The sequence below is a fragment of the Streptomyces sp. NPDC107454 genome (genome assembly GCF_055582885.1).
Genome location: NZ_JBVJPA010000003.1, coordinates 69,478 through 88,462 on the forward strand (window position 1 = coordinate 69,478; position 18,985 = coordinate 88,462).

The window sequence follows — 18,985 nt, forward strand, 5'->3', positions numbered from 1 at the left end:
CGGGCCGCCCTGGTGCGAGCCGCCTGGGGGTGACATACCTGGGGCCCGGAGTCACATCAGGCGGCCCCCATGACCCGCAATTCCCTAACCCCGCGGCGCACGCTCTTCTTCCGCTCCATGGAGTGACAGTCGAAGCGCCCCTGCGGGAAGGACCTCGCCGGCCCTCGCCCCCAGGCTCACTACTGATGATCCGTTCAGTAAATTGACAGACTTCGGGGTCCCTCCCGATACTGAATGGCCATTCAGTAAAGAAACCGGTGGGTCTTCGGTCGCGCCGCTCATTCCGCACCTGGAGGCACCATGGAGGCCGACCTGAGCACCGACCTGCGCACGGACTCGCGCACCGGCGTGCTCACCGGTGGCGAAGCCCTCGTCCGGGCGCTCGCCGCGCATGGCGTGACACAGGCGTTCGGCATCCCCGGCACGCACAACCTGGAGATCTACCGGCACCTGGCGTCGTACGGCGTCCGGCACGCGACCCCGCGCCACGAACAGGGCGCCGGGTACGCCGCCGACGGGTACGCGCGCGTGACGGGCCGCCCCGGTGTCGTGATCACGACCACCGGTCCCGCGCTCCTCAACGTCACGGCCGCCGTCGGGCAGGCCTACTCGGACAGCGTGCCCCTGCTGGTCGTCTCCCCGGGTATGCCGCTGCGCCACCCCCGGCTGTCGACCGGGCTGCTGCACGAGATGCGCAGTCAGACCGAGGCGCTGCGGGGCGTCGCCGCGTTCAGCCACCGGGTCTCCTCGGTGGCCGAGATCGGCGCCGCCGTGGCGCGCGCGTTCACCCTCTTCCGTACGCGGCGACCGCGCCCGGTGCACCTCGAGGTGCCGCTGGACCTGCTGACGGCGGCCGAGACCGCCGGGCCGGTGCGGCTCGCCCCGGCCGGCGCGCCGACCCTGCCGGACGCCGAGGCCGTACGACGGGCCGCGCGTGCCCTGCGGGAGGCGCGGCGGCCCGCACTGGTGCTCGGCGGTGGCGCGCGCGGCGCCGCGACCGCCTGTCTCACTCTCGCGGAGGCGTGCGGCGCGCCCGTCGTGACGACCGCCAACGGCAAGGGCGTCGTACCCGAGCGGCATCCGCTCTCGCTCGGCGTCTCGCTGCACACTGAGTCAGTGCAGAAGTGGCTGGCGGGTCGTGATGTCGTCCTCGCCGTGGGCACGGAGCTGGCCGAGTCCGATTTCTGGTCGCCGCCGACCGCCCTCGGGGGCACGCTCGTCCGGGCCGACCTCGACCCGGACCAGATGCACTCCGGACTGCCCACGGACATCGCGCTCGTCGGCGACGCGCGGGCCTCCCTGGAGGGGCTGTTGTCGGAAATGGGCCTCCACGCGCGCGTGCGACACGACATCCCCGAACCACGAGGCGGCATCGACGTCGACGAGGTCGCCGCGGTGCGGGACGCGCGGTACGCCGGGAGCGCCGCGCGCGACGCACGCTGGATCCCGTACCTGCGGGCGATCCGCGCCGTCCTGGCCGACGACGCGGTCATCACCTCGGACAGTGCCCAGTGCTGCTACTACGGCGCGCTCCCGCACCTCCCGCTGGGCCCGGCGGGACGTTATCTTCACCCGACCGGCTTCGGCACGCTCGGCTACGCGCTGCCCGCGGCGCTCGGCGCCAAGGTGGCGTGCCCGGAGCGCCAGGTGGTGGCGCTGAGCGGGGACGGCGGCCTCCAGTTCACGGTGCAGGAGCTGGCGACCGCCGCGCAGCTGCGACTCCCGCTGCCCGTCGTCGTGTTCGACAACGGCGGCTACGGAGAGATCCGCGACGAGATGGCCGCCCGTGGCGACCGCCCGACCGCGGTGGACCTCGCTCCGGTCGATCTGCCCGCCCTGGCCCGCGCCTTCGGAGGACAGGGCACACGCGTGTGCCACCCCGACGAGCTGGCCCTCGCCCTCACCGAGGCGCTGCGCACGCCTGGTCCCACCCTGATCGCCGTCCCCGAGGAGACCCCATGACCACGCCCGTGACCGCGCCCATGACCACACCTATGACCACGCCCCCGACCGCACCGTCGGCCGCGCCGCTCACCCCGCCTTCGACCGCACCCCTGATCACGCTCACCTGGACCGACCACGTCACGGGCAGACCGGGCTATCTCGTGGTCGACCGGCTCGTCCGCGGCGTCTCCAGCGGCGGCCTGCGGATGCGCGCGGGCTGCACCCTGGACGAGGTCGCCGGGCTCGCCCGCGGGATGACGATGAAGGAGGCCCTGCACTACAACCCCGAGGGCCGCTACATCCCGCTGGGCGGCGCCAAGGGCGGCATCGACTGCGATCCCCAGGACCCGGCGGCGTACGGCCTGCTGGTGCGCTATCTGCGCGCCATGCGCCCCTACATCGAGAGCTTCTGGACCACGGGTGAGGACCTCGGGCTCACCCAGGACCTGGTCGACCGGGCCGCCGAGGAGGCGGGGCTCGTCTCGTCCATCCAGGCCGTGTACCCGCTGCTCGACGACGAGACGACGGCCCGTCGGCGGCTCGCGGACGCCTTCGCGGTCGACGTGGACGGGATCGGGCTCGACGAACTGGTCGGCGGCTGCGGTGTCGCCGAGTCGGTGCTCGCGGCCCTGGACCGGGCCGGCGTGGCACACGCGGGGACCCGTGTGGCCGTGCAGGGCCTGGGCACCATGGGCGGAGCCACGGCCCGCTTCCTCTCCCGCGCGGGCCTCGCCATCGTCGCCGTCGCGGACGTCAAGGGCACGATCGCGAACCCGGACGGGCTGGACATCGACGCGCTGCTCGCGGCGCGGGACGCCTACGGGACGGTCGACCGCGGCGCGCTGCGCCCGGCCGACCAGGAACTCCCGGGCGACGCCTGGCTGTCCATGGACGCGGAGGTGCTGGTTCCCGCGGCGGTCTCGTACGCCATCGACACCGACAACCAGCGGCAGATCGGCGCCCGCTGGATCGTCGAGGCGGCCAACATGCCCGTACTGCCCGAGGCGGAGGAGCTGCTCGCCGTGCGCGGGGTCGTCGTGCTGCCGGACGTCGTGGTCAACTCCGGGACGAACGCCTGGTGGTGGTGGACGCTCTTCGGCGACATCGGCGCGGACGCGGACGAGGCGTTCGCGTACACCCGGCGTTCCATGCGCGACCTGATCGACCGGATGCTGGCCCGCGCGGAGGCCGACAGGACGACACCACGGGCAGCGGCGCACGCCATCGTCGCCGACCGGCTGCCGGTGATCGCGGAGCGGTTCGGGTGGTACCGCTGACGGGCACCCGTCTCGCGGCCCTCCCGGCATTCGTCTCGCGGCCCTCCCGGCATTCCTCCTGGGGAATTGAGGCGCGGGGCCGGTGACAGCAGAGTCGGTGCAGCGAGGGCGCGCGAGCGCGAGTGACCGCCCCTCCCCACACGATGTCCGACTCGTACCGGGAGCAACCATGCCCACCATCGACCCGCAGGACCTGATAGAGCGCTACATCGGCGTCTGGAACGAGCCCGATCCCGGGATCCGCCGCAAGACCGTGGACGAACTCTGGGCTCAGGACGGTCTGCACGTCCTCCGGCCGCCCCAGCAGATGCGGGACACCGCGGTGGGCCTCGGCTTCCCCACCGCCGTCCTGGAGGCCCGTGGCCACGACGAACTGCACACGCGCGTGACCCGCGCCCACGACGAATTCGTCGCCCCGGGGACCTACGTCTTCCGCATCCAGGAACCCGCCCAGCAGCTGCGGGACGTCATCACGTTCCGCTGGGAGTCCTTCCACACCGGGGAGGGCCGGGCCACGGGCGGTGGCCGGGAGTTCCTGGTCCTCGACGAGGACGGCCGCATCCGGTTTGACTACCAGTTCGTCGACTGACCCCGTCGAGCATTAGGGTTACCGCGTGGCGAGGGTGCGGTTGAGCGTGGCGGAACGGCGCGAGGAGTTGCTGCGCGCCGCCATCGAGCAGATCGAGGCGCGGGGCGTGGCGGCGGTGCGGATCGCCGACGTGGCCTCGGTGCTCGGGGTGAGCAACGCGTTGGTGCTGTACCACTTCTCCACCAAGGAGAAGCTGGTCGCCGCCGCGTTCACCTACGCGGCCGAGGACGACCTCGCCCATCTGCGCAAGCTGCTCGGCCGTCGTACGTCGGCGCTGCGCAGGCTGCGCGCCGCCGTGCGCTGGTACGCGCCGACCGGTCAGGCCAAGGGCTGGCGACTGTGGATCGAGGGCTGGGCGGCCGCGCTGCGCGAGCCCGCGCTTCAAGAGGTCACGCGTGATCTCGACAAGCAGTGGAAGGCCGCGATCACCGAGGTGATCGCGGAGGGAGTGGCGGCCGGCGAGTTCGAGTGCCCGGATCCCACGGGTGCCGCTCTGCGGCTGACGGCGCTGCTCGACGGGCTCGCCGTGCAGATGACCGCCTACACGGGAGCGGTGTCGCGGGCGCGGGCCCAGGAGTGGGTGGACGAGGCGCTCGCCCGGGAACTGGGGCTCGCGCGCGAGGCGTTGACGGCTGCGGTGCGCTGAGGCGCACGCCGGGGCACGCGCCTGGACGGTTCGGTCGGCAGCCGTCGCTGCACCGCTCACCGAGCGGATCGGTCCGGCTGCGGCCGGCCCATCGCCGAGCCACTGGCGAGGCGTGTACGGGCACGGCCGCCCGACCCGGCGACCGTCGCCGTGTCGACGCACAACGACACCGCACAACAACACCGCACGACGCCGCCGCGCCACAGGGGCCGCAGGCGCGGCGGCGAGTCCGGCCCGAACCCGCGCCCCCTCGCTCCGAGCCACCGGCACGTCGGAGACCCGTCGTTCAGGCCACGGACTCGATCCGCATCTTGATGTCGTCCGGCGAGAGGCTGCCCTTGGCGGCCACGTGGTCGCCGGAGGACTCCCCGCGCAGTCGGCGCCCGATCCACGGGACGAGGTACTCGCGTGCCCAGTGGATGTCGTCGCGCCGGACCTCGAGCGTGCCGCGGGGCGGCAGCGGAGGCCAGGGCTGGTCGGGGTCCGCGGGCACTTCGAGGCCGAGGACCTGGCCGGCGCGCAGCGCGACCCGGGTGTGGCCCTCGGGCGAGAGGTGCAGCCGGTCGCCGTCCCAGGCACGGCGGTCCTGGATGGTCTTCAGGGACCACAGGTCGAGGACCGGACAGCCGTACCGGTCCGCGATGGCCCTCACGTGCCCGTTGTACGTGGCTATCTTGCCGCGCAGATGCTTCAGTACGGGGACGGTACGGGTGTCGAAGCCGGTCGTCACCATGACGGTGCCGACGGCGGAGGTGAGGTCGGCTATCGCGCGCTCGAAGCGCTCGGCGACCTCGTCGGGGTCGGTGCCCGGCCGGATGATGTCGTTGCCGCCCGCGCAGAAGGAGACCAGGTCGGGGGCGAGCTCCTTGGCGCCCCGGAGCTGGTCCTCGACGATCTGGTCGAGCAGCTTTCCGCGTACGGCGAGGTTGGTGTAGGTGAAGTCGCCTTCGGGCCGCCGGTCGGCGAGGAGCACCGCGAACCGGTCGGCCCACCCGACGAAGGCCCCGTCGGGGCCGGGGTCGCCCACGCCTTCGGTGAAGCTGTCCCCCACCGCCACGTACGACCCGATCACTGATCTTTTGTCACTCTTCGAATCGTCTGCCACATCGGCCCATGATTCACCTTTCGATGTGAGCTACGCGACCGTAGGAAGGGGTTGACGGGTGGTGAGATAAGCCACTCGTAAAGTGTGACCGAATCCGGAATAAGGCTCTGTCAGGAGTGGTTGAACAGCCGCCACACCTGGAAGCCCTCGATCCGGAAGTGGCTCCATGTGGTCCGGAACGCGAAGTGCCCGCTCGTGTACGGCTCCGGATCGACGTAGTCGAAAACGAGCCGTCCATTGTTCCACCAGCGGACCGTGGAGCCCTCCGAGACGATCCGGACACGATGCGGCTGGTTGGCCGTGAGCAGCGGCTCCGTGTAGTCGTAGACGAGCGGGCGGACGCCCGGCTCCCCCACGTACCGGCGCAGCCGCGTGGTCGTGTTGGTGTTGGCGCCGTATCCGACGTAGTACGTCTTCAGGTAGTCGTATTCGGCCAGGGCGCCGCCCCGGGGTGTGGCGAAGAGGTCGTCCGGGGAGCGGACGTCGACGGCGTTCCAGAAGTTGTTGAGGTCGGAGACCCGGTCGTTGACGCCCCCCTCGGAGACCGGTGTGGCGGTGTACTCGATGACGTAGGGCCCTTCGAGCCGCTGCTTGAACCAGACCGTCGCACCGCTCGGTACGTCGATGTCCAGGACGCCGTGCGAGGCGGTGACCGTGCCGCCGTCCTGCAGTTCGGTGACCCACTGGCCGAGGCCGCGGCGGAAGCCGTCGTGGGCGATGAGCCGGCCACGACGATGGCGCGGCGAGGCGCTCGCGGTGGTGGCCGGGACGAGCGTCGACAGGGCGGCACCGGCGGCGAGGGTCGTGAAGGCTCTGCGGGTGGTCATGAGGTTCCTTCCGTACGAGCGGCGGCGGTGGTGATGGCGGGCTTCGGCACCCGCCGGGTCTCGGTGCCCAGGTAGTAGTCCGTGTACGTCGACTGGAGATAGCCGCGCACGGTCCGGCTGAGGCGGTAGCCGGGGTTCCGGGCGAGTGTGTAGATACGGGTCTTCGTCGGTTCGGTGGTGGTGCAGTACCAGGGAAACCTCGATACGACGCCCAGTTCGGACTGCTGGATCGCGCAGCCCTCCAGGCCGGGCCGGTCGGGGTCGAGGTCGGCGATGTCGAAACGGTCGCCGTGTCCGGCGCCGCCGACGACGTAGCGCAGCGTGCCGTCGCTGTCCACGACGTAGTTGCCGTCGGCGATCTCGTCCTTGCCGTCCTGGTCGACGTCGACGGTCCGGACCTGGTGGAAGCTGGTGGCGCCACTTCCGGCCGGGACGACGTACTTCCAACGCCGGTTCAGATCGGTGCCGTTGAAGTCCCAGGTCTGGAAGAGGATCCGGAAGGCGCCGCGTCCGGCGCCGACCCGGGTGACCAACTTCGTGACGAGGCTGGGGTGTACGCCGTCGGGGTGGGCGATGCCGAGGTGCCCGCCGGAGGGGCCGTCGGCGACGAGGTCGTCGGGCACGGGCTGCCGGGTGCGCTCGGTGCCGACCTCGGCCTTGCCGTCGCCGTCGAGGTCGTACACGGTGACGTTGTCGTCGTTGCGGTGGCCGCCGATCGGCGTCGAGCCGCTGATCGCGGCGGGCGCGGGGTCGTTGGCGCCGTTCCCGCCGACCTGGGTGTACGAGCCCGGGCCGAGGTCGACGTGCCACAGCCGCGCGCCGGTGAGCGTGTACGCCTCCAGGAGGTCGGGCTTGTCGCGGGTCTGCGCGAGCCGGCTGACGACGAATTCGTAGCGTCCGTCGCCGTCGAGGTCGCCGGGCCAGGCGTGTTGCACGGTGTATCCGTCGGCGGCGGCCGGCGGAATCCCGGCGTAGCCCCGCGCGAAGTCGAGCGCCGCCGAACTCGGCTTCCGCTCATGGCCGTTGACGACGGCACGCACGGTGCAGGTGCCGGTGCCCCGGCTGTCGTCCTGGTACGTGGTCGACCGGGTGACCGGCGCCTGGTTGAGCCGCCGTCCGCCGAGCGCGTACTCCGTGCCGAGTAACCGCCGGCTCAGGAAGGTGCCCTTGCCCGAGGGGACGGCGACCAGGCCGCGGTCCAGGTTCTCCACGATCCGGCGCGGCGGCGGATGCTGTTCGGTGGCGTGCGAGGGCGCGGCGACCAGACCGGCCGGCAGCGCGGCGGCGGTGCCGACGCCGAGTCTTCGAGGTCTCACGATGGCGTGCTCCTTGCGGTGGCGACGACGGCCGCGATGCCACCGCCGAAGGCGCAGAAAGCGCTTACGGAGATCACTGTGCAGTCACTCTCGCACCGTGTCGAGACCTCGTGCGCGGGTGCCACAAGACCGCAATGTGCCGATCATGAAAGGACCACGCCGGACGTGTGGACAAACGTCGAGGGCCGGACACCGCGATCGCGGTGTCCGGCCCTCGAAGACGTGACTCGAAGACGTGAGAGGCGCGGCAGGTGTCAGCCGACGGTGACACCGTGCGAGCGCAGGTACGCGACCGGGTCCATGTCCGAGCCGTAGTTCGGGGTGGTGCGGATCTCGAAGTGCAGGTGCGGACCGGTGACGTTGCCGGTCGCGCCGGAGAGACCGATCTGCTGGCTCTCGGTCACGGTCTGGCCCGCCGAGACGGACAGGGCGGACATGTGGGCGTACTGCGAGAACCGGCCGTCGGCGTGCTGGATGACGACCTGGTTGCCGTACGCGCCGCCCCAGCCGGCCGATACGACGGTGCCGGCGGCGACGGCCTTGATGGTGGTGCCGGTCGGGACCACGAAGTCCACGCCGGTGTGATAGCCGCTGGACCACATGCTTCCGGCGACCTTGTAGCCGGTGCCGATGGTGGCGCCCCCGACCGGCAGGGTGTAACCGGTGCCGGTGGCCCGGGGGGCGGCGGCCTCGCTCTTGGGCGCGTACTCCGCGCCGGACGACCCGGCGGCCGACTGCGCCGACGACCGCGTGGACGTCTTGGCGGACGAGTATATGGACGGCTTGGTCGACGGCTCGGTGTCGTCGGTCGACGCGGCCCTCTCGCCGATCGTGAGCTTCAGGCCGGGGTGGATCAGCGAGGGGTCGCTGCCGATGGCCTGGCGGTTGTCGGAGTAGAGCTTCTGCCAGCCGCCGCTGACGTGCTGCCGCTCGGCGATCCTGGAGAGCCAGTCGCCGACCTTCACCGAATAGGTTTTCGTCGAGACCGTGGACGTCGTCGCCGTCTTTTCCGAAACCGTCACGGTCTTTTCCGAAACCGCCGCGCCGTAAATGGACGCGGTCTTTTCCGGAGTGGACGAGACCGCGGCCGTCGGCGTCGCGGCATGGGCACCCGCGGCCCCCATCAGCGGCAGCGCGAGGGCGGCGCCACCGGTTCCGGCCACGGCGATCGAGCGTGAGAAACGCTGGGACTTGGGTCGGCGGTGCTTACCCTTCGCGGGCATGAAGAATTCCTCTCCGGCGCCTGCGAGGTGAGCTGTCGGGTGCGGGCTGGAGATGCCCGGCCACGCGGCTGCGCGGCTATACCCCTAGCCGTTCCGGAGACCGGAACAGGCGTGGTACCTGTGGGTCCCCCGCTCCTGCCGGTTACCGGTGGGTGTGCGGATACCGGGCGGCGGCAGGATTGGGCGTCCGTCCGGATTGAGGGCGAACGTAAGCGAGATGGGGGCGCATCGCCAACCATGTGGCTTTTCTGTGCGCGTGCCTTTCTTGATCCGGGCCTGAATTCCGGTCACCCTCCGTGGACAATGATCTCCGCCGATTCTCGATCCGCCCGGGAATGCGGGCGGATCGAGAAAGCGGGCCCGCAACGCATCGTCACGAATATGACGCTGCTCACGCAGGTCACACCACGGCCCTTTATTCCAGGGCCAGCTGGAATTAAGGTACCAATACGGACAGATCACTCACATACGGCATAGCCTGACAATTGCCGCATCGAAGTCCCCGCGCAGCCCTGTCCTCAGCCCGTGATGCAGCAGCACCGCACCTCGGTGAATTTCGCCCGTTTCGCGGCATTCGTACGCGGCGCTCGGATCGAGCCCGCGCAACCGGAGCGGGGCGACCGGCTCACCGTGATGCTGGGCCTGGAGCAGGGCGAGGACGACGGTCTCGTCGCCGTGGACGTACTGCACGGCGCTCAGCCCGCCCTCCGGAGGCCGCAGCCGATAGAGGTCGCCGCGCTGCACGACCGGCCGGATCTCCTTGTAGAGCTCCACCCACTCCCGCGCCTCGACGAGGTCCGCCTCGCTCCAGTCGGCCAGGTCACCGCCGACCCCCAGCACCCCGGCCATGGCGCTGACGAACCGGAAGCGCAGCGAACTGATCCGACCGTTGAGCTGCGCGTTCGGACTGTCGGTGACCCAGGCGGCCATGATCCGGGCCGGGTGGATCTGGCTGAAGCCGTGCTGGATGGCGAGCCGGTCGAGCGGGTCGGTGTTGTCGGAGGTCCACACCTGATCCGTACGCGCCATGACGCCGAGGTCGATCCGGCCGCCACCGCCCGAGCAGGACTCGAAGGCGACCCCGGGGTGCTCGGCGCGCAGCCGGTCCAGGAGCCCGTACAGGGCCTCCACGTGCTCGACCCACAGCTTCTGCGGGTACGGCTCACCGGGCCATCCGGCGTCCGTGAAGCAGCGGTTGAAGTCCCACTTCACATAGTCGATCGGGGCGCTCGAGAGCAGACCGTCGAGCTGCTCCCACAGGTACTCCTGGACATCCGGTCGGGCGAGGTTGAGTACGAGCTGGTTGCGGAACTCCGTCCTGGTCCGCCCCGGCTGGAACTGCACCCAGTCGGGGTGCGCGCGGTACAGCTCGCTGTCCGGGTTGACCATCTCCGGCTCGACCCAGATCCCGAACTGCATGCCCAGCGCGTGCACGTCGTCGGCGAGCGGCTTCAGTCCCTGCGGGAAACGGTCCGGGTTGGGGGCCCAGTCACCGAGCCCGGCGCGGTCGCTCGTCCGTGCCCCGAACCAGCCGTCGTCGACGACGAACAGCTCGACGCCCATCTCCGCGGCCCGCCGGGCCAGCTCCCGCTGCCGCTCCTCGGAGATGTCGAAGTGGGTGGCCTCCCAGGAGTTGAAGAGCACCGGCCGGTCCTGGTCCGCGTCCGGGATCACGAACGCCCGCTGGTACGCGTGCCACGTCCGGCTCGCCGCGCCGAAGCCGCCGTCGCTCCACAGCCCCGCGAAGACCGGGGTGGTGAACGACTCCCCCGGCTCCAGACGCAGCAGTCCGGAGTCGTCGTACCCCGCGCCGCCGGAGATCTGCACGCGCGCGTCGGGGAGTTGGGCCACGCAGATCCGCCACGAGCCCGACCAGCCGAGCGCGCACCCGTAGACCTCGCCGCTCTCCTCACTCGCCCCGCTGTCCAGCGCGACCCACGGCAGGTGCTGGTGCCCGGTGTGCCCGCGGCGGCTGCCGATGACCTTCTCACCGTAGGTGAGGGGGGAGCGCGCGAGCCGGGACTCGGCCGCCCACCGCCCGTGCAGCTGGGAGAGGCGCCAACCGTCGCGCTCGGGCAGCGTCCAGGTCGCGGAGTCCGCGCGCAGCAGCTCCAGGGAAGGTCCTTCGTTGGCCAGGGTCACCCAGCGCTCGACGACGTCGCCGCGCATCCGGTAGTGCAGGGTGATGCCGAGCCCGTCGTCCGCGAAGCGCAGCCGCAGTTCGTCGCCGTCGGCGTTTTGCTCCACGAAAGACGTCTCGAAACGCCACTCGGTGCCGCGCCGCTCCTGCGTCCGCACGGACAGCGCCGGGCGTACGAAGCGGGGGCCGCCCTCGACGGGATACTCCTCGCGCCCGTCGAGCCGGGACTCGAAGGGCCGGTACGGCGGGCCGGGCAGGGCGGCCAGCGACTCGGCGTCGGCGAGGGTGATCCGTGGCCCCCAGTGGAGATGGAGCAGTTCGTCGAGGTCGGTCAGCCGTAGGGCGTAGCTGCTCGTGGGACCCGAAAGAAGCCACGTACGACCATCTTCGCCGATTTCGATCATCAAACCCTCACAGATTCGAACATCCGCACTCAATCACCAACATCATCAACGGCGTCTCACCCGGGAGGCAACGGCTGTGGACAACTTCATTGCCTGAGGAACCCATGTCGTATCGTCGAAAGCGCGATTCCCGTCGGCGAGCGTCGCCGAGCAGCGCCGGCGGTCCAATGGGAGGAGCCCCCGTGACGCAGCAGGTGCCGTCGACCGAGCCGGAGCTGGCCGGAGTGCGCAACTTCCGAGACGTGGGCGGCCTGCCCACCGTGGACGGCCGGCGAGTGCGCTACGGACGGCTGTTCCGCAGTGGACATCTCGCGCACGCCACCGAGGAGGACGCCGCGTTCCTCTCCTCTCTCGGGCTGCACACGATCTTCGACTTCCGCAATGCCGCGGACCAGAAGCTGGAGGGGTCGGACGTCGAGCTGCCGGGTGTACGGAACGTGAACCTTCCGCTCACCGACCCTGCCGACGGCGGCGAGTTCTGGAAGATGGTCCGTGACGGTGACGTCGAACAGCTGCGCGGGCACCTCGGCGACGGCAAGGCGGCCAACCGGATGATCGGTTCCTACCGCACGATCATCAAGGAGCGCACGGCCGAGCACTCCCACGTGCTGCACGCCCTGGCCGAGGACAGCGTTCCCGCGCTGATGCACTGCGCGGCGGGCAAGGACCGCGCGGGCCTGTCCATAGCCGTGACGCTCCTCGCCCTCGACGTCGAGCGCGACGCGATCGTGGCCGACTACCTGGAGTCGAACGCGAAGCACCGCCGCTACAAGGTGCGCCGCAACGGCTCATCGGAAGCGGCCCGCTCCCCCGAGGTCATGGAGCTGCTCAGTCCCCTGTTCGACGCCCGCGCCGAGTATCTGACCGCGGCCTTCGACACGATCGAGGAGACCTGGGGCGGCATCGACACCTACCTGGAGCAGGGGCTGGGGGTCACGCCCGAGCAGCGTGAGCGGCTGCGCGAGCGCCTGCTGGACTGAACCCTGGGCTACTGGTTCTGTCCGCCCAGCTCGAACAGCAGATAGATGAAGGCCGCGAAGAGGTGGCCGACGGCGATGTAGATGAAGAGACGTACCCACAGGGCACGGGGGAACTTCTCGACCATGCGCCGCCGAGTGGCGGGGTCGGCCGATTCCGTGGACTCCGGGGGTTGCGTGGATTCCGTCATGACAGCTCTCCCATGGTCGGGTGTCCTGCCGCCGGGCCGAGGCACAGCGCGGCGGTGGGGCTCTGCAGCAGGGTGTGTACGAAGAGGAGGTCGGCCCCCGACTGATCGGCGGCCGCGATGCGGTGCGGGGTCAGCGAGTCGAAGTGCGCGCTGTCCCCGGGCGCGAGCACCTGCGCGGTGTCCCCGAGGCGCAGCCGCAGCCGCCCCTGGAGGACGTAGAGCCACTCCTCACCGGGATGGACGCGCACGATGTCGCCCTGCGAGCCATAGGGGACGTGCACCCGCAGGGCCTGCATTCCGCGACCCGGGGCACCGGCCTGCCAGTAGGTCCAGCCGCCCGCCTTCGTCGGCTCCATGTCGGCGGACCGGACGATCGCGTCCCGTTCGGCGACCGTCTCGCCCAGCAGCTCCGAGACCGTCGTACCGTAGATACGAGCGAGTGCGAGCAGCATCGGCAGCGAGGGCTGGCGCTGTCCCGTCTCCAGTCGGGAGAGGTGGGCAGCCGAAAGGCCGGCGGCGCCGGCCGCGGCCTCCAGGGTCAGCGAGGCCCGGCGGCGCAGCGCACGCAGCTGCGGTGCGACGGCGGGCAGCGCCTCGGCTGCTGCGGACTCGGGCGGTGTGGCGGCCGCCCCCGACTCGACAGGGCTCATGCACTCCATTGAGCCGCATCCTTGCCTCTCGGGCAAATTTCTTGCCCCAGAGGCAAAACCATCGGCCCTGGTCGGGGCGGGCCCGCACTTCGAGCCCGCCTCGATCCGGGCGGCCCCTGCTTCGAGCCCGCCCCGCCTCTGCGCGCCGCGGGGCTAGCGGTTGGCGACCGCCTGCTTGACCAGGGTTTTTCCGAAGTCCCACATCAGGCCGCCGCCGCTGTGGGCGTCGTCCATCACGGCGGTGAAGGCCTCCACGAACCGGTCCACGTCCCGTTCGCCGATGATCAGCGGCGGGATCAGCTTGATCACCTCCAGGTGGTCGCCGGAGACCTGGGTGAGGATGCGGTGCCGCTGGAGCAGCGGGACGACGACCATCTGCGCGAACAGTCCCTTGCGCGCGGCCTGCAGCATGGTCCAACGACTGCGCAGCTTGATCGACTTGGGCCGGCCGAACTCGATGCCGATCATCAGGCCCCGGCCGCGTACGTCGCTCAGCAGCTCGTACTTGTCGATGAGCGCCGCGAGCCGGGACCTGAGTTGTTCTCCCGTGGCCCGGGCGCCCGCGACGATCTGTTCGTTCTCCATCACGGAGAGCACGGCGAGGCCCGCTGCCATGGCCTGCGCGTTGGAGCCGAAGCTCGCCGAGTGCACGAGGACCCGGTCCATGGACGAGTAGACCTTCTTGAAGATCCAGTCCTTGCCGAGCGTCGCGCCGACCGGCACATAGCCGCCGGACAGCGCCTTCGCCACGCACACCAGGTCCGGTTCGACGCCCTCCTCGTGCTGGTAGGCGTAGAAGTCCCCGGTCCGCCCGAGGCCCGTCTGCACCTCGTCCGCGATGAGCAGCGCCTTGTGCCGGTGCAGCAGCTCCTGCGCGGCACGCAGATATCCGGCTGGGGCCTCGTGCACGCCCTTGCCCTGGATGGGCTCGACGATCAGCCCGGCGACATCCCCCTTCTTCAGCTCCCGGGCCAGAGCGTCCAGGTCGCCGAGCGGAACGGGGGTGTCGGGCAGCAGCGGGGCGAAGCCGTCGCGGAAGCCGTCCTCGCCGTTGACGGACAGCGAGCCGGTGGTCAGCCCGTGGAAGGCGTGGGAGCAGTAGAGGATCCTCGGCCTCCCGGTGGCGTACCGGGCGAACTTGAGCGCGGTCTCCACCGCCTCCGTACCGCTGTTGCCGAAGAACACCCGGTCCAGGTGCGGACTGTGGGCGAGCAGCCTCTCGGCGAGGAGCCCGGGCAGCGGCTGGCAGTCGAAGCGGGTGAGGTCGGCGAGCGAGGCGTCCAGGACGTCGTGCAGCGCCTTGCGGACGACGGGGTGGTGGCGGCCCAGGCCCATCACCCCGAACCCGGCGAGCATGTCCAGGTAGTCGTTGCCGTCCGCGTCCCAGAAGTGCGCGCCCTCGGCCCGCTCGTACACCTTGTCGAAGCCGATGGTGTGCAGCATGCGCGGGAGCTGGTGGTTCAGGTACTTGGTGTGCAGCTCGTAGCGCTCGGCTCCGCGCTCGGCGAGGAGCGCGCCGAGGTCGAACTCCCCCTTCTCCGCAGGGTCGGTCATTCCTGTTTCTCCTTGGACAACTCATCCTCGAACGGCGCGTCCTTCGACAGCGCGTCCTTGACGGCCAGGCCGGCACTGATCCGCCCGGCGATCTCGACGGGCGTGAGACCTATGTCGGCCAGCACTTCCCCGCGCTTGGCGTGCGCGAGGAACTGCTCGGGGATGCCGAAGCGCCGTACGGGCACGTCGACCTCGGCGTCCCCGAGCGCCAGTGCGACCGCCGCGCCGACGCCGGCCGCCCGGCTGTTGTCCTCGACGACCGCGACGAGCCGGTGCTCGGCCGCGAGGCCGGGCAACGCCGGGTCGACGGGTTTGACCCAGCGCGGGTCGACGACCGTGCAGCCGACCCCACGGGCCTCCAGCAGCTCGGCCGCCTGGAGGCAGACCGGCGCCATCACGCCGACGGCGACCAGAAGGACCTGCGGGGTGTCGTCGGAGCGGTGCAGGACGTCGAGTCCGCCCAGGTGGTCGACCGCCGGGATCTCGGGGCCCACCGACTCCTTCGGGAAGCGGATCAGCGTCGGCGCGTCGTCGACGGCGACCGCCTCCCGCAGCTGGGCCCGCAGCTGGTCGGCGTCGCGCGGCGCGGCGATCCTCAGGCCCGGCACGACCTGGAGGATCGACATGTCCCACATGCCGTTGTGCGAGGCCCCGTCGACACCGGTGACCCCCGCCCGGTCCAGCACGAAGGTCACTCCGCAGCGGTGCAGCGCGACGTCCATGAGGAGCTGGTCGAAGGCCCGGTTGAGGAAGGTCGCGTAGACGGCGACGACCGGGTGGAGACCGCCGGTGGCGAGCCCGGCCGCCGACACCGTGGCGTGCTGTTCGGCTATCCCGACGTCCCACACCCGGTCGGGGAACCGCTCGGCGAACTTCCCCAGCCCCACCGGGTGCAGCATGGCCGCCGTGATCGCCACGACGTCGTCCCGCTCCTCGCCGATCCGGAGGATCTCGTCCCCGAACACCGAGGTCCAGGACGGCCCGCCCGAGGGCGCGAGCGGCTCGCACGTCAGCGGATCCATCACACCGACCGTGTGGAAGTGGTCCTCCTCGTGCGCGAGCGCGGGCTCGTAACCGCGCCCCTTCTCGGTCAGGCAGTGCACCAGAACCGGCCCGTGGAAACGCTTCGCGCGGCGCAGCGCGGACTCCACGGCGCCGACGTCGTGCCCGTCGATCGGCCCGACGTACTTGAGCCCGAGGTCCTCGAACATGCCCTGCGGCGCGAAGGCGTCCTTGAACCCCTTCTTCGCGCCGTGCAGCGACTCGTAGATCGTGTGCCCGACGACGGGGGTGCGCAGCAGTACGTCCTTGCCCCAGGCGAGGACCTTCTCGTAACTGTCGGTCGTCCGCAGGGTCGCGAGGTGGTTGGCGAGGCCACCGATGGTCGGCGCGTACGAGCGTTCGTTGTCGTTGACGACGATGATCAGCGGGCGGTCCTTGGCGGCGGCGATGTTGTTCAGCGCCTCCCACGCCATGCCGCCGGTCAGCGCGCCGTCGCCGATGACCGCGACGACATGGCCCTTCTCGCCCTGCACCTGATGGGCCTTGGCGAGCCCGTCCGCCCAGCCGAGCGCCGTGGAGGCGTGGCTGTTCTCGATGATGTCGTGCTCGGACTCCTCACGCGAGGGATAGCCGGACAGGCCACCTTTTCCGCGCAGCTTGGAGAAGTCCTGGCGTCCCGTCAGCAACTTGTGTACGTAGCTCTGGTGGCCGGTGTCCCACAGGATGCGGTCGACGGGTGACTCGAAGACCCGGTGGAGCGCGATGGAGAGTTCCACCACCCCCAGATTGGGTCCGAGGTGACCGCCGGTCCTGGCCACCGCGTGCACCAGGAACTCCCTGATCTCATCCGCCAGTTCACCGACGTCCGCCTCGGACAGCGCCTTCAGGTCGCGTGGTCCCCGGATGCTCTCCAGAATCGTCACGCTCGGGCCCCCTCTCGGTCCGTGCTGATCAGCTCACGGTGACGGCGGGTTCGCCGGAGGCGACGCCGTCCTTCTCCATCTGCTCGGCGATCTTCATCGCTTCCTCGATGAGGGTCTCGACGATCTTCGACTCGGGCACGGTCTTGATGACCTCGCCCTTGACGAAGATCTGCCCCTTGCCGTTGCCGGAGGCGACCCCCAGGTCCGCCTCCCGCGCCTCGCCGGGGCCGTTGACGACGCAGCCCATGACCGCGACGCGCAACGGGACCTCCATCCCCTCCAGACCGGCCGTTACCTCGTCGGCCAGCTTGTAGACGTCCACCTGGGCGCGCCCGCAGGACGGACACGAGACGATCTCCAGGCGGCGCTGCTTCAGGTTCAGCGACTCCAGGATCTGGAGGCCGACCTTGACCTCCTCGGCGGGCGGGGCGCTCAGGGAGACCCGGATGGTGTCCCCGATGCCCTCGCTGAGCAGCGCCCCGAAGGCGACGGCGGACTTGATCGTGCCCTGGAACGCCGGACCGGCCTCCGTCACACCGAGGTGCAGCGGGTAGTCGCACTGGGCGGCGAGCTGCCGGTAGGCGTTGACCATCACGACCGGGTCGTTGTGCTTCACCGAGATCTTGATGTCCCGGAACCCGTGCTCCTCGAAGAGGGACGCCTCCCACAGCGCCGACTCGACCAGCGCCTCGGGGGTCGCCCTGCCGTACTTCTGCAGCAGCCGCCGGTCGAGCGACCCGGCGTTGACCCCGATCCGGATCGGGGTCCCGGCGTCCGAGGCGGCCCGTGCGATCTCGCGGACCTTGTCGTCGAACTGCTTGATGTTGCCCGGGTTCACCCGCACCGCCGCACAGCCCGCGTCGATGGCCGCGAACACGTACTTGGGCTGGAAGTGGATGTCCGCGATCACCGGGATCTGGGACTTGCGGGCGATGGTCGCGAGGGCGTCCGCGTCGTCCTGCGTGGGGCAGGCGACGCGCACGATCTGGCAGCCGGACGCGGTGAGTTCCGCGATCTGCTGCAGGGTGGCACCGATGTCCGACGTACGCGTCGTCGTCATCGACTGCACCGAAACGGGTGCTCCGCCCCCGACCGCCACCGCTCCGACCTGGATCCGCCGCGACACACGGCGTTCGGCGATCGGTCGGACCGGCACCTCGGGGAGGCCCAAGGAAACGGCGGTCATGTCGTCACCCGCGGCTTTCCGTGAAGGTCTCGCGGGCGGCGCGCAGCGACTCCTTGAGGGAGCCCATCGTGGCGAGGACGGCGGTCGGCTCGTAGCCGCAGTGCGCCATGCAGTTCGCGCACCGCTCGTCCTTGCCGCGCCCGTAGGAGTCCCAGTCGGTGTCCTCCAGGAGCTGCTTGTACGTCTGCACGTACCCGTCGCTCATCAGGTAGCAGGGCCGCTGCCAGCCGAAGAGCGAGTAGCTGGGGATCGCCCACGCGGTGCACGGGAAGTCGACCTTGCCTTCCAGGAAGTCCAGGAAGAGCGGGCTCTGGTTGAGCCGCCAGCGGCGCCGGTTGCCGCCCGAGAAGGCCTTCTTGAACAGCTCCCGGGTCTGCTGGACGCCGAGGAAGTGCTCCTGGTCGGGCGCCTTCTCGTAGGCGTAGGCGGGCGAGAGCATCATCTCGTCCACCTTCAGGTCGTCATTGAGGAAGTTGAGGACCTCGATGACGGTCTGCGGGGTGTCGGTGTTGAAGAAGGTCGAGTTGGTGGTGACCCGGAAGCCGCGCCGCTTGGCCTCCTTGATGGCCGCGACCGCCTCGTCGAAGGTGCCCTCCTTGGCCACCGACTCGTCGTGCCGCTCGCGCAGCCCGTCGATGTGCACGGCCCAGGCGAAATACGGCGAGGGCTTGAACTTGTCCATCTTCTTGCGCATCAACAGCGCGTTCGTGCACAGGAAGACGAATTTCTTCTTGGCCACCAACTGCCGTACGATCTCGTCGATCTGCGGGTGCATCAGCGGCTCGCCGCCGGCGATGGACACCATCGGCGCGCCGGATTCGAGGACCGCTCCTACGGCTTGGGCAACGGGCATGCGCTGCTTGAGCACTCCCGCCGGGTGCTGGATCTTGCCGCAGCCCTCGCATTTGAGGTTGCAGGCGAAGAGGGGTTCCAACTCGACCAGCAGCGCGAACTTGTCCCGCTTCCTGAGCTTCTGTTCAAACAGGTACGCAGCGACCTTCATGGACTGCCGAAGCGGCATGGCCATCTGG

At 70.4% G+C, this 18,985-nt stretch carries 16 protein-coding genes and 1 riboswitch; of the genes, 5 read left to right on the forward strand and 11 right to left on the reverse strand.

The window, feature by feature from the left end; genetic code table 11:
* The first annotated feature begins 300 nt into the window (after positions 1–300).
* From ACZ69M_RS07950 to ACZ69M_RS07965, 4 genes are all read left to right on the forward strand, one after another.
* On the forward strand, positions 301–1,962 hold the full coding sequence (locus ACZ69M_RS07950) for a 5-guanidino-2-oxopentanoate decarboxylase (protein ID WP_470047680.1): 1,662 nt from the start codon (positions 301–303) through the stop codon (positions 1,960–1,962).
* Positions 1,963–1,994: 32 nt separating this feature from the next.
* Positions 1,995–3,221 (forward strand): Glu/Leu/Phe/Val dehydrogenase dimerization domain-containing protein, encoded by a 1,227-nt coding sequence (locus tag ACZ69M_RS07955; RefSeq protein ID WP_470048368.1) that lies wholly within the window; start codon positions 1,995–1,997, stop codon positions 3,219–3,221.
* A gap of 169 nt (positions 3,222–3,390) precedes the next feature.
* The gene (locus ACZ69M_RS07960; protein WP_470047682.1) at positions 3,391–3,810 is read left to right on the forward strand and encodes a hypothetical protein; all 420 of its coding nucleotides are present in this window, start codon (positions 3,391–3,393) and stop codon (positions 3,808–3,810) included.
* Positions 3,811–3,835: 25 nt separating this feature from the next.
* Positions 3,836–4,456, forward strand: a complete 621-nt coding sequence (locus tag ACZ69M_RS07965) for a TetR/AcrR family transcriptional regulator (RefSeq protein ID WP_256258563.1) — start codon at positions 3,836–3,838, stop codon at positions 4,454–4,456.
* 286 nt (positions 4,457–4,742) lie between these two features.
* Here ACZ69M_RS07965 and ACZ69M_RS07970 read toward each other — a convergent pair whose 3' ends face one another.
* The 5 genes from ACZ69M_RS07970 to ACZ69M_RS07990 all read right to left on the reverse strand — a co-directional run bounded on the left by ACZ69M_RS07970 (position 4,743) and on the right by ACZ69M_RS07990 (position 11,471).
* On the reverse strand, positions 4,743–5,528 hold the full coding sequence (locus ACZ69M_RS07970) for an SGNH/GDSL hydrolase family protein (RefSeq protein WP_067361236.1): 786 nt from the start codon (positions 5,526–5,528) through the stop codon (positions 4,743–4,745).
* Positions 5,529–5,671: 143 nt separating this feature from the next.
* Positions 5,672–6,388, reverse strand: a complete 717-nt coding sequence (locus ACZ69M_RS07975) for a DUF6250 domain-containing protein (protein WP_470047685.1) — start codon at positions 6,386–6,388, stop codon at positions 5,672–5,674.
* A complete protein-coding gene (locus ACZ69M_RS07980) occupies positions 6,385–7,704 on the reverse strand; it encodes a rhamnogalacturonan lyase family protein (protein ID WP_470047687.1) in 1,320 nt (439 codons plus the stop codon). The genes ACZ69M_RS07975 and ACZ69M_RS07980 overlap by 4 nt, the downstream gene beginning before the upstream one ends.
* A 254-nt stretch (positions 7,705–7,958) precedes the next feature.
* The gene (locus ACZ69M_RS07985; RefSeq protein WP_470047689.1) at positions 7,959–8,927 is read right to left on the reverse strand and encodes a M23 family metallopeptidase; all 969 of its coding nucleotides are present in this window, start codon (positions 8,925–8,927) and stop codon (positions 7,959–7,961) included.
* A gap of 2 nt (positions 8,928–8,929) precedes the next feature.
* Positions 8,930–9,088: riboswitch (cyclic di-AMP (ydaO/yuaA leader) on the reverse strand.
* A gap of 301 nt (positions 9,089–9,389) precedes the next feature.
* Complete coding sequence (locus ACZ69M_RS07990; protein WP_470047691.1) at positions 9,390–11,471, reverse strand: alpha-galactosidase; 2,082 nt, start codon at positions 11,469–11,471, stop codon at positions 9,390–9,392.
* Between the two features lie 182 nt (positions 11,472–11,653).
* Between ACZ69M_RS07990 and ACZ69M_RS07995 the strand changes: the two genes are divergently transcribed.
* On the forward strand, positions 11,654–12,451 hold the full coding sequence (locus ACZ69M_RS07995) for a tyrosine-protein phosphatase (RefSeq protein WP_470047693.1): 798 nt from the start codon (positions 11,654–11,656) through the stop codon (positions 12,449–12,451).
* A gap of 8 nt (positions 12,452–12,459) precedes the next feature.
* Here ACZ69M_RS07995 and ACZ69M_RS08000 read toward each other — a convergent pair whose 3' ends face one another.
* The 6 genes from ACZ69M_RS08000 to hpnH form a co-directional block, all read right to left on the reverse strand.
* Positions 12,460–12,576: a DUF6126 family protein gene (locus ACZ69M_RS08000; protein WP_054232722.1), complete on the reverse strand. Its 117-nt coding sequence runs from the start codon at positions 12,574–12,576 to the stop codon at positions 12,460–12,462.
* 59 nt (positions 12,577–12,635) lie between these two features.
* Positions 12,636–13,289: a helix-turn-helix domain-containing protein gene (locus ACZ69M_RS08005; RefSeq protein ID WP_470047695.1), complete on the reverse strand. Its 654-nt coding sequence runs from the start codon at positions 13,287–13,289 to the stop codon at positions 12,636–12,638.
* Between the two features lie 153 nt (positions 13,290–13,442).
* Complete coding sequence (locus ACZ69M_RS08010) at positions 13,443–14,843, reverse strand: aspartate aminotransferase family protein (protein WP_470047697.1); 1,401 nt, start codon at positions 14,841–14,843, stop codon at positions 13,443–13,445.
* Complete coding sequence (gene dxs, locus ACZ69M_RS08015; RefSeq protein ID WP_470047699.1) at positions 14,840–16,768, reverse strand: 1-deoxy-D-xylulose-5-phosphate synthase; 1,929 nt, start codon at positions 16,766–16,768, stop codon at positions 14,840–14,842. The genes ACZ69M_RS08010 and dxs overlap by 4 nt, the downstream gene beginning before the upstream one ends.
* Before the next feature lie 28 nt (positions 16,769–16,796).
* Positions 16,797–17,954, reverse strand: a complete 1,158-nt coding sequence (gene ispG / locus ACZ69M_RS08020) for a flavodoxin-dependent (E)-4-hydroxy-3-methylbut-2-enyl-diphosphate synthase (RefSeq protein WP_168513724.1) — start codon at positions 17,952–17,954, stop codon at positions 16,797–16,799.
* Positions 17,955–17,958: 4 nt separating this feature from the next.
* On the reverse strand, positions 17,959–18,981 hold the full coding sequence (hpnH, locus tag ACZ69M_RS08025) for an adenosyl-hopene transferase HpnH (protein WP_075030350.1): 1,023 nt from the start codon (positions 18,979–18,981) through the stop codon (positions 17,959–17,961).
* Positions 18,982–18,985: the final 4 nt, after the last annotated feature.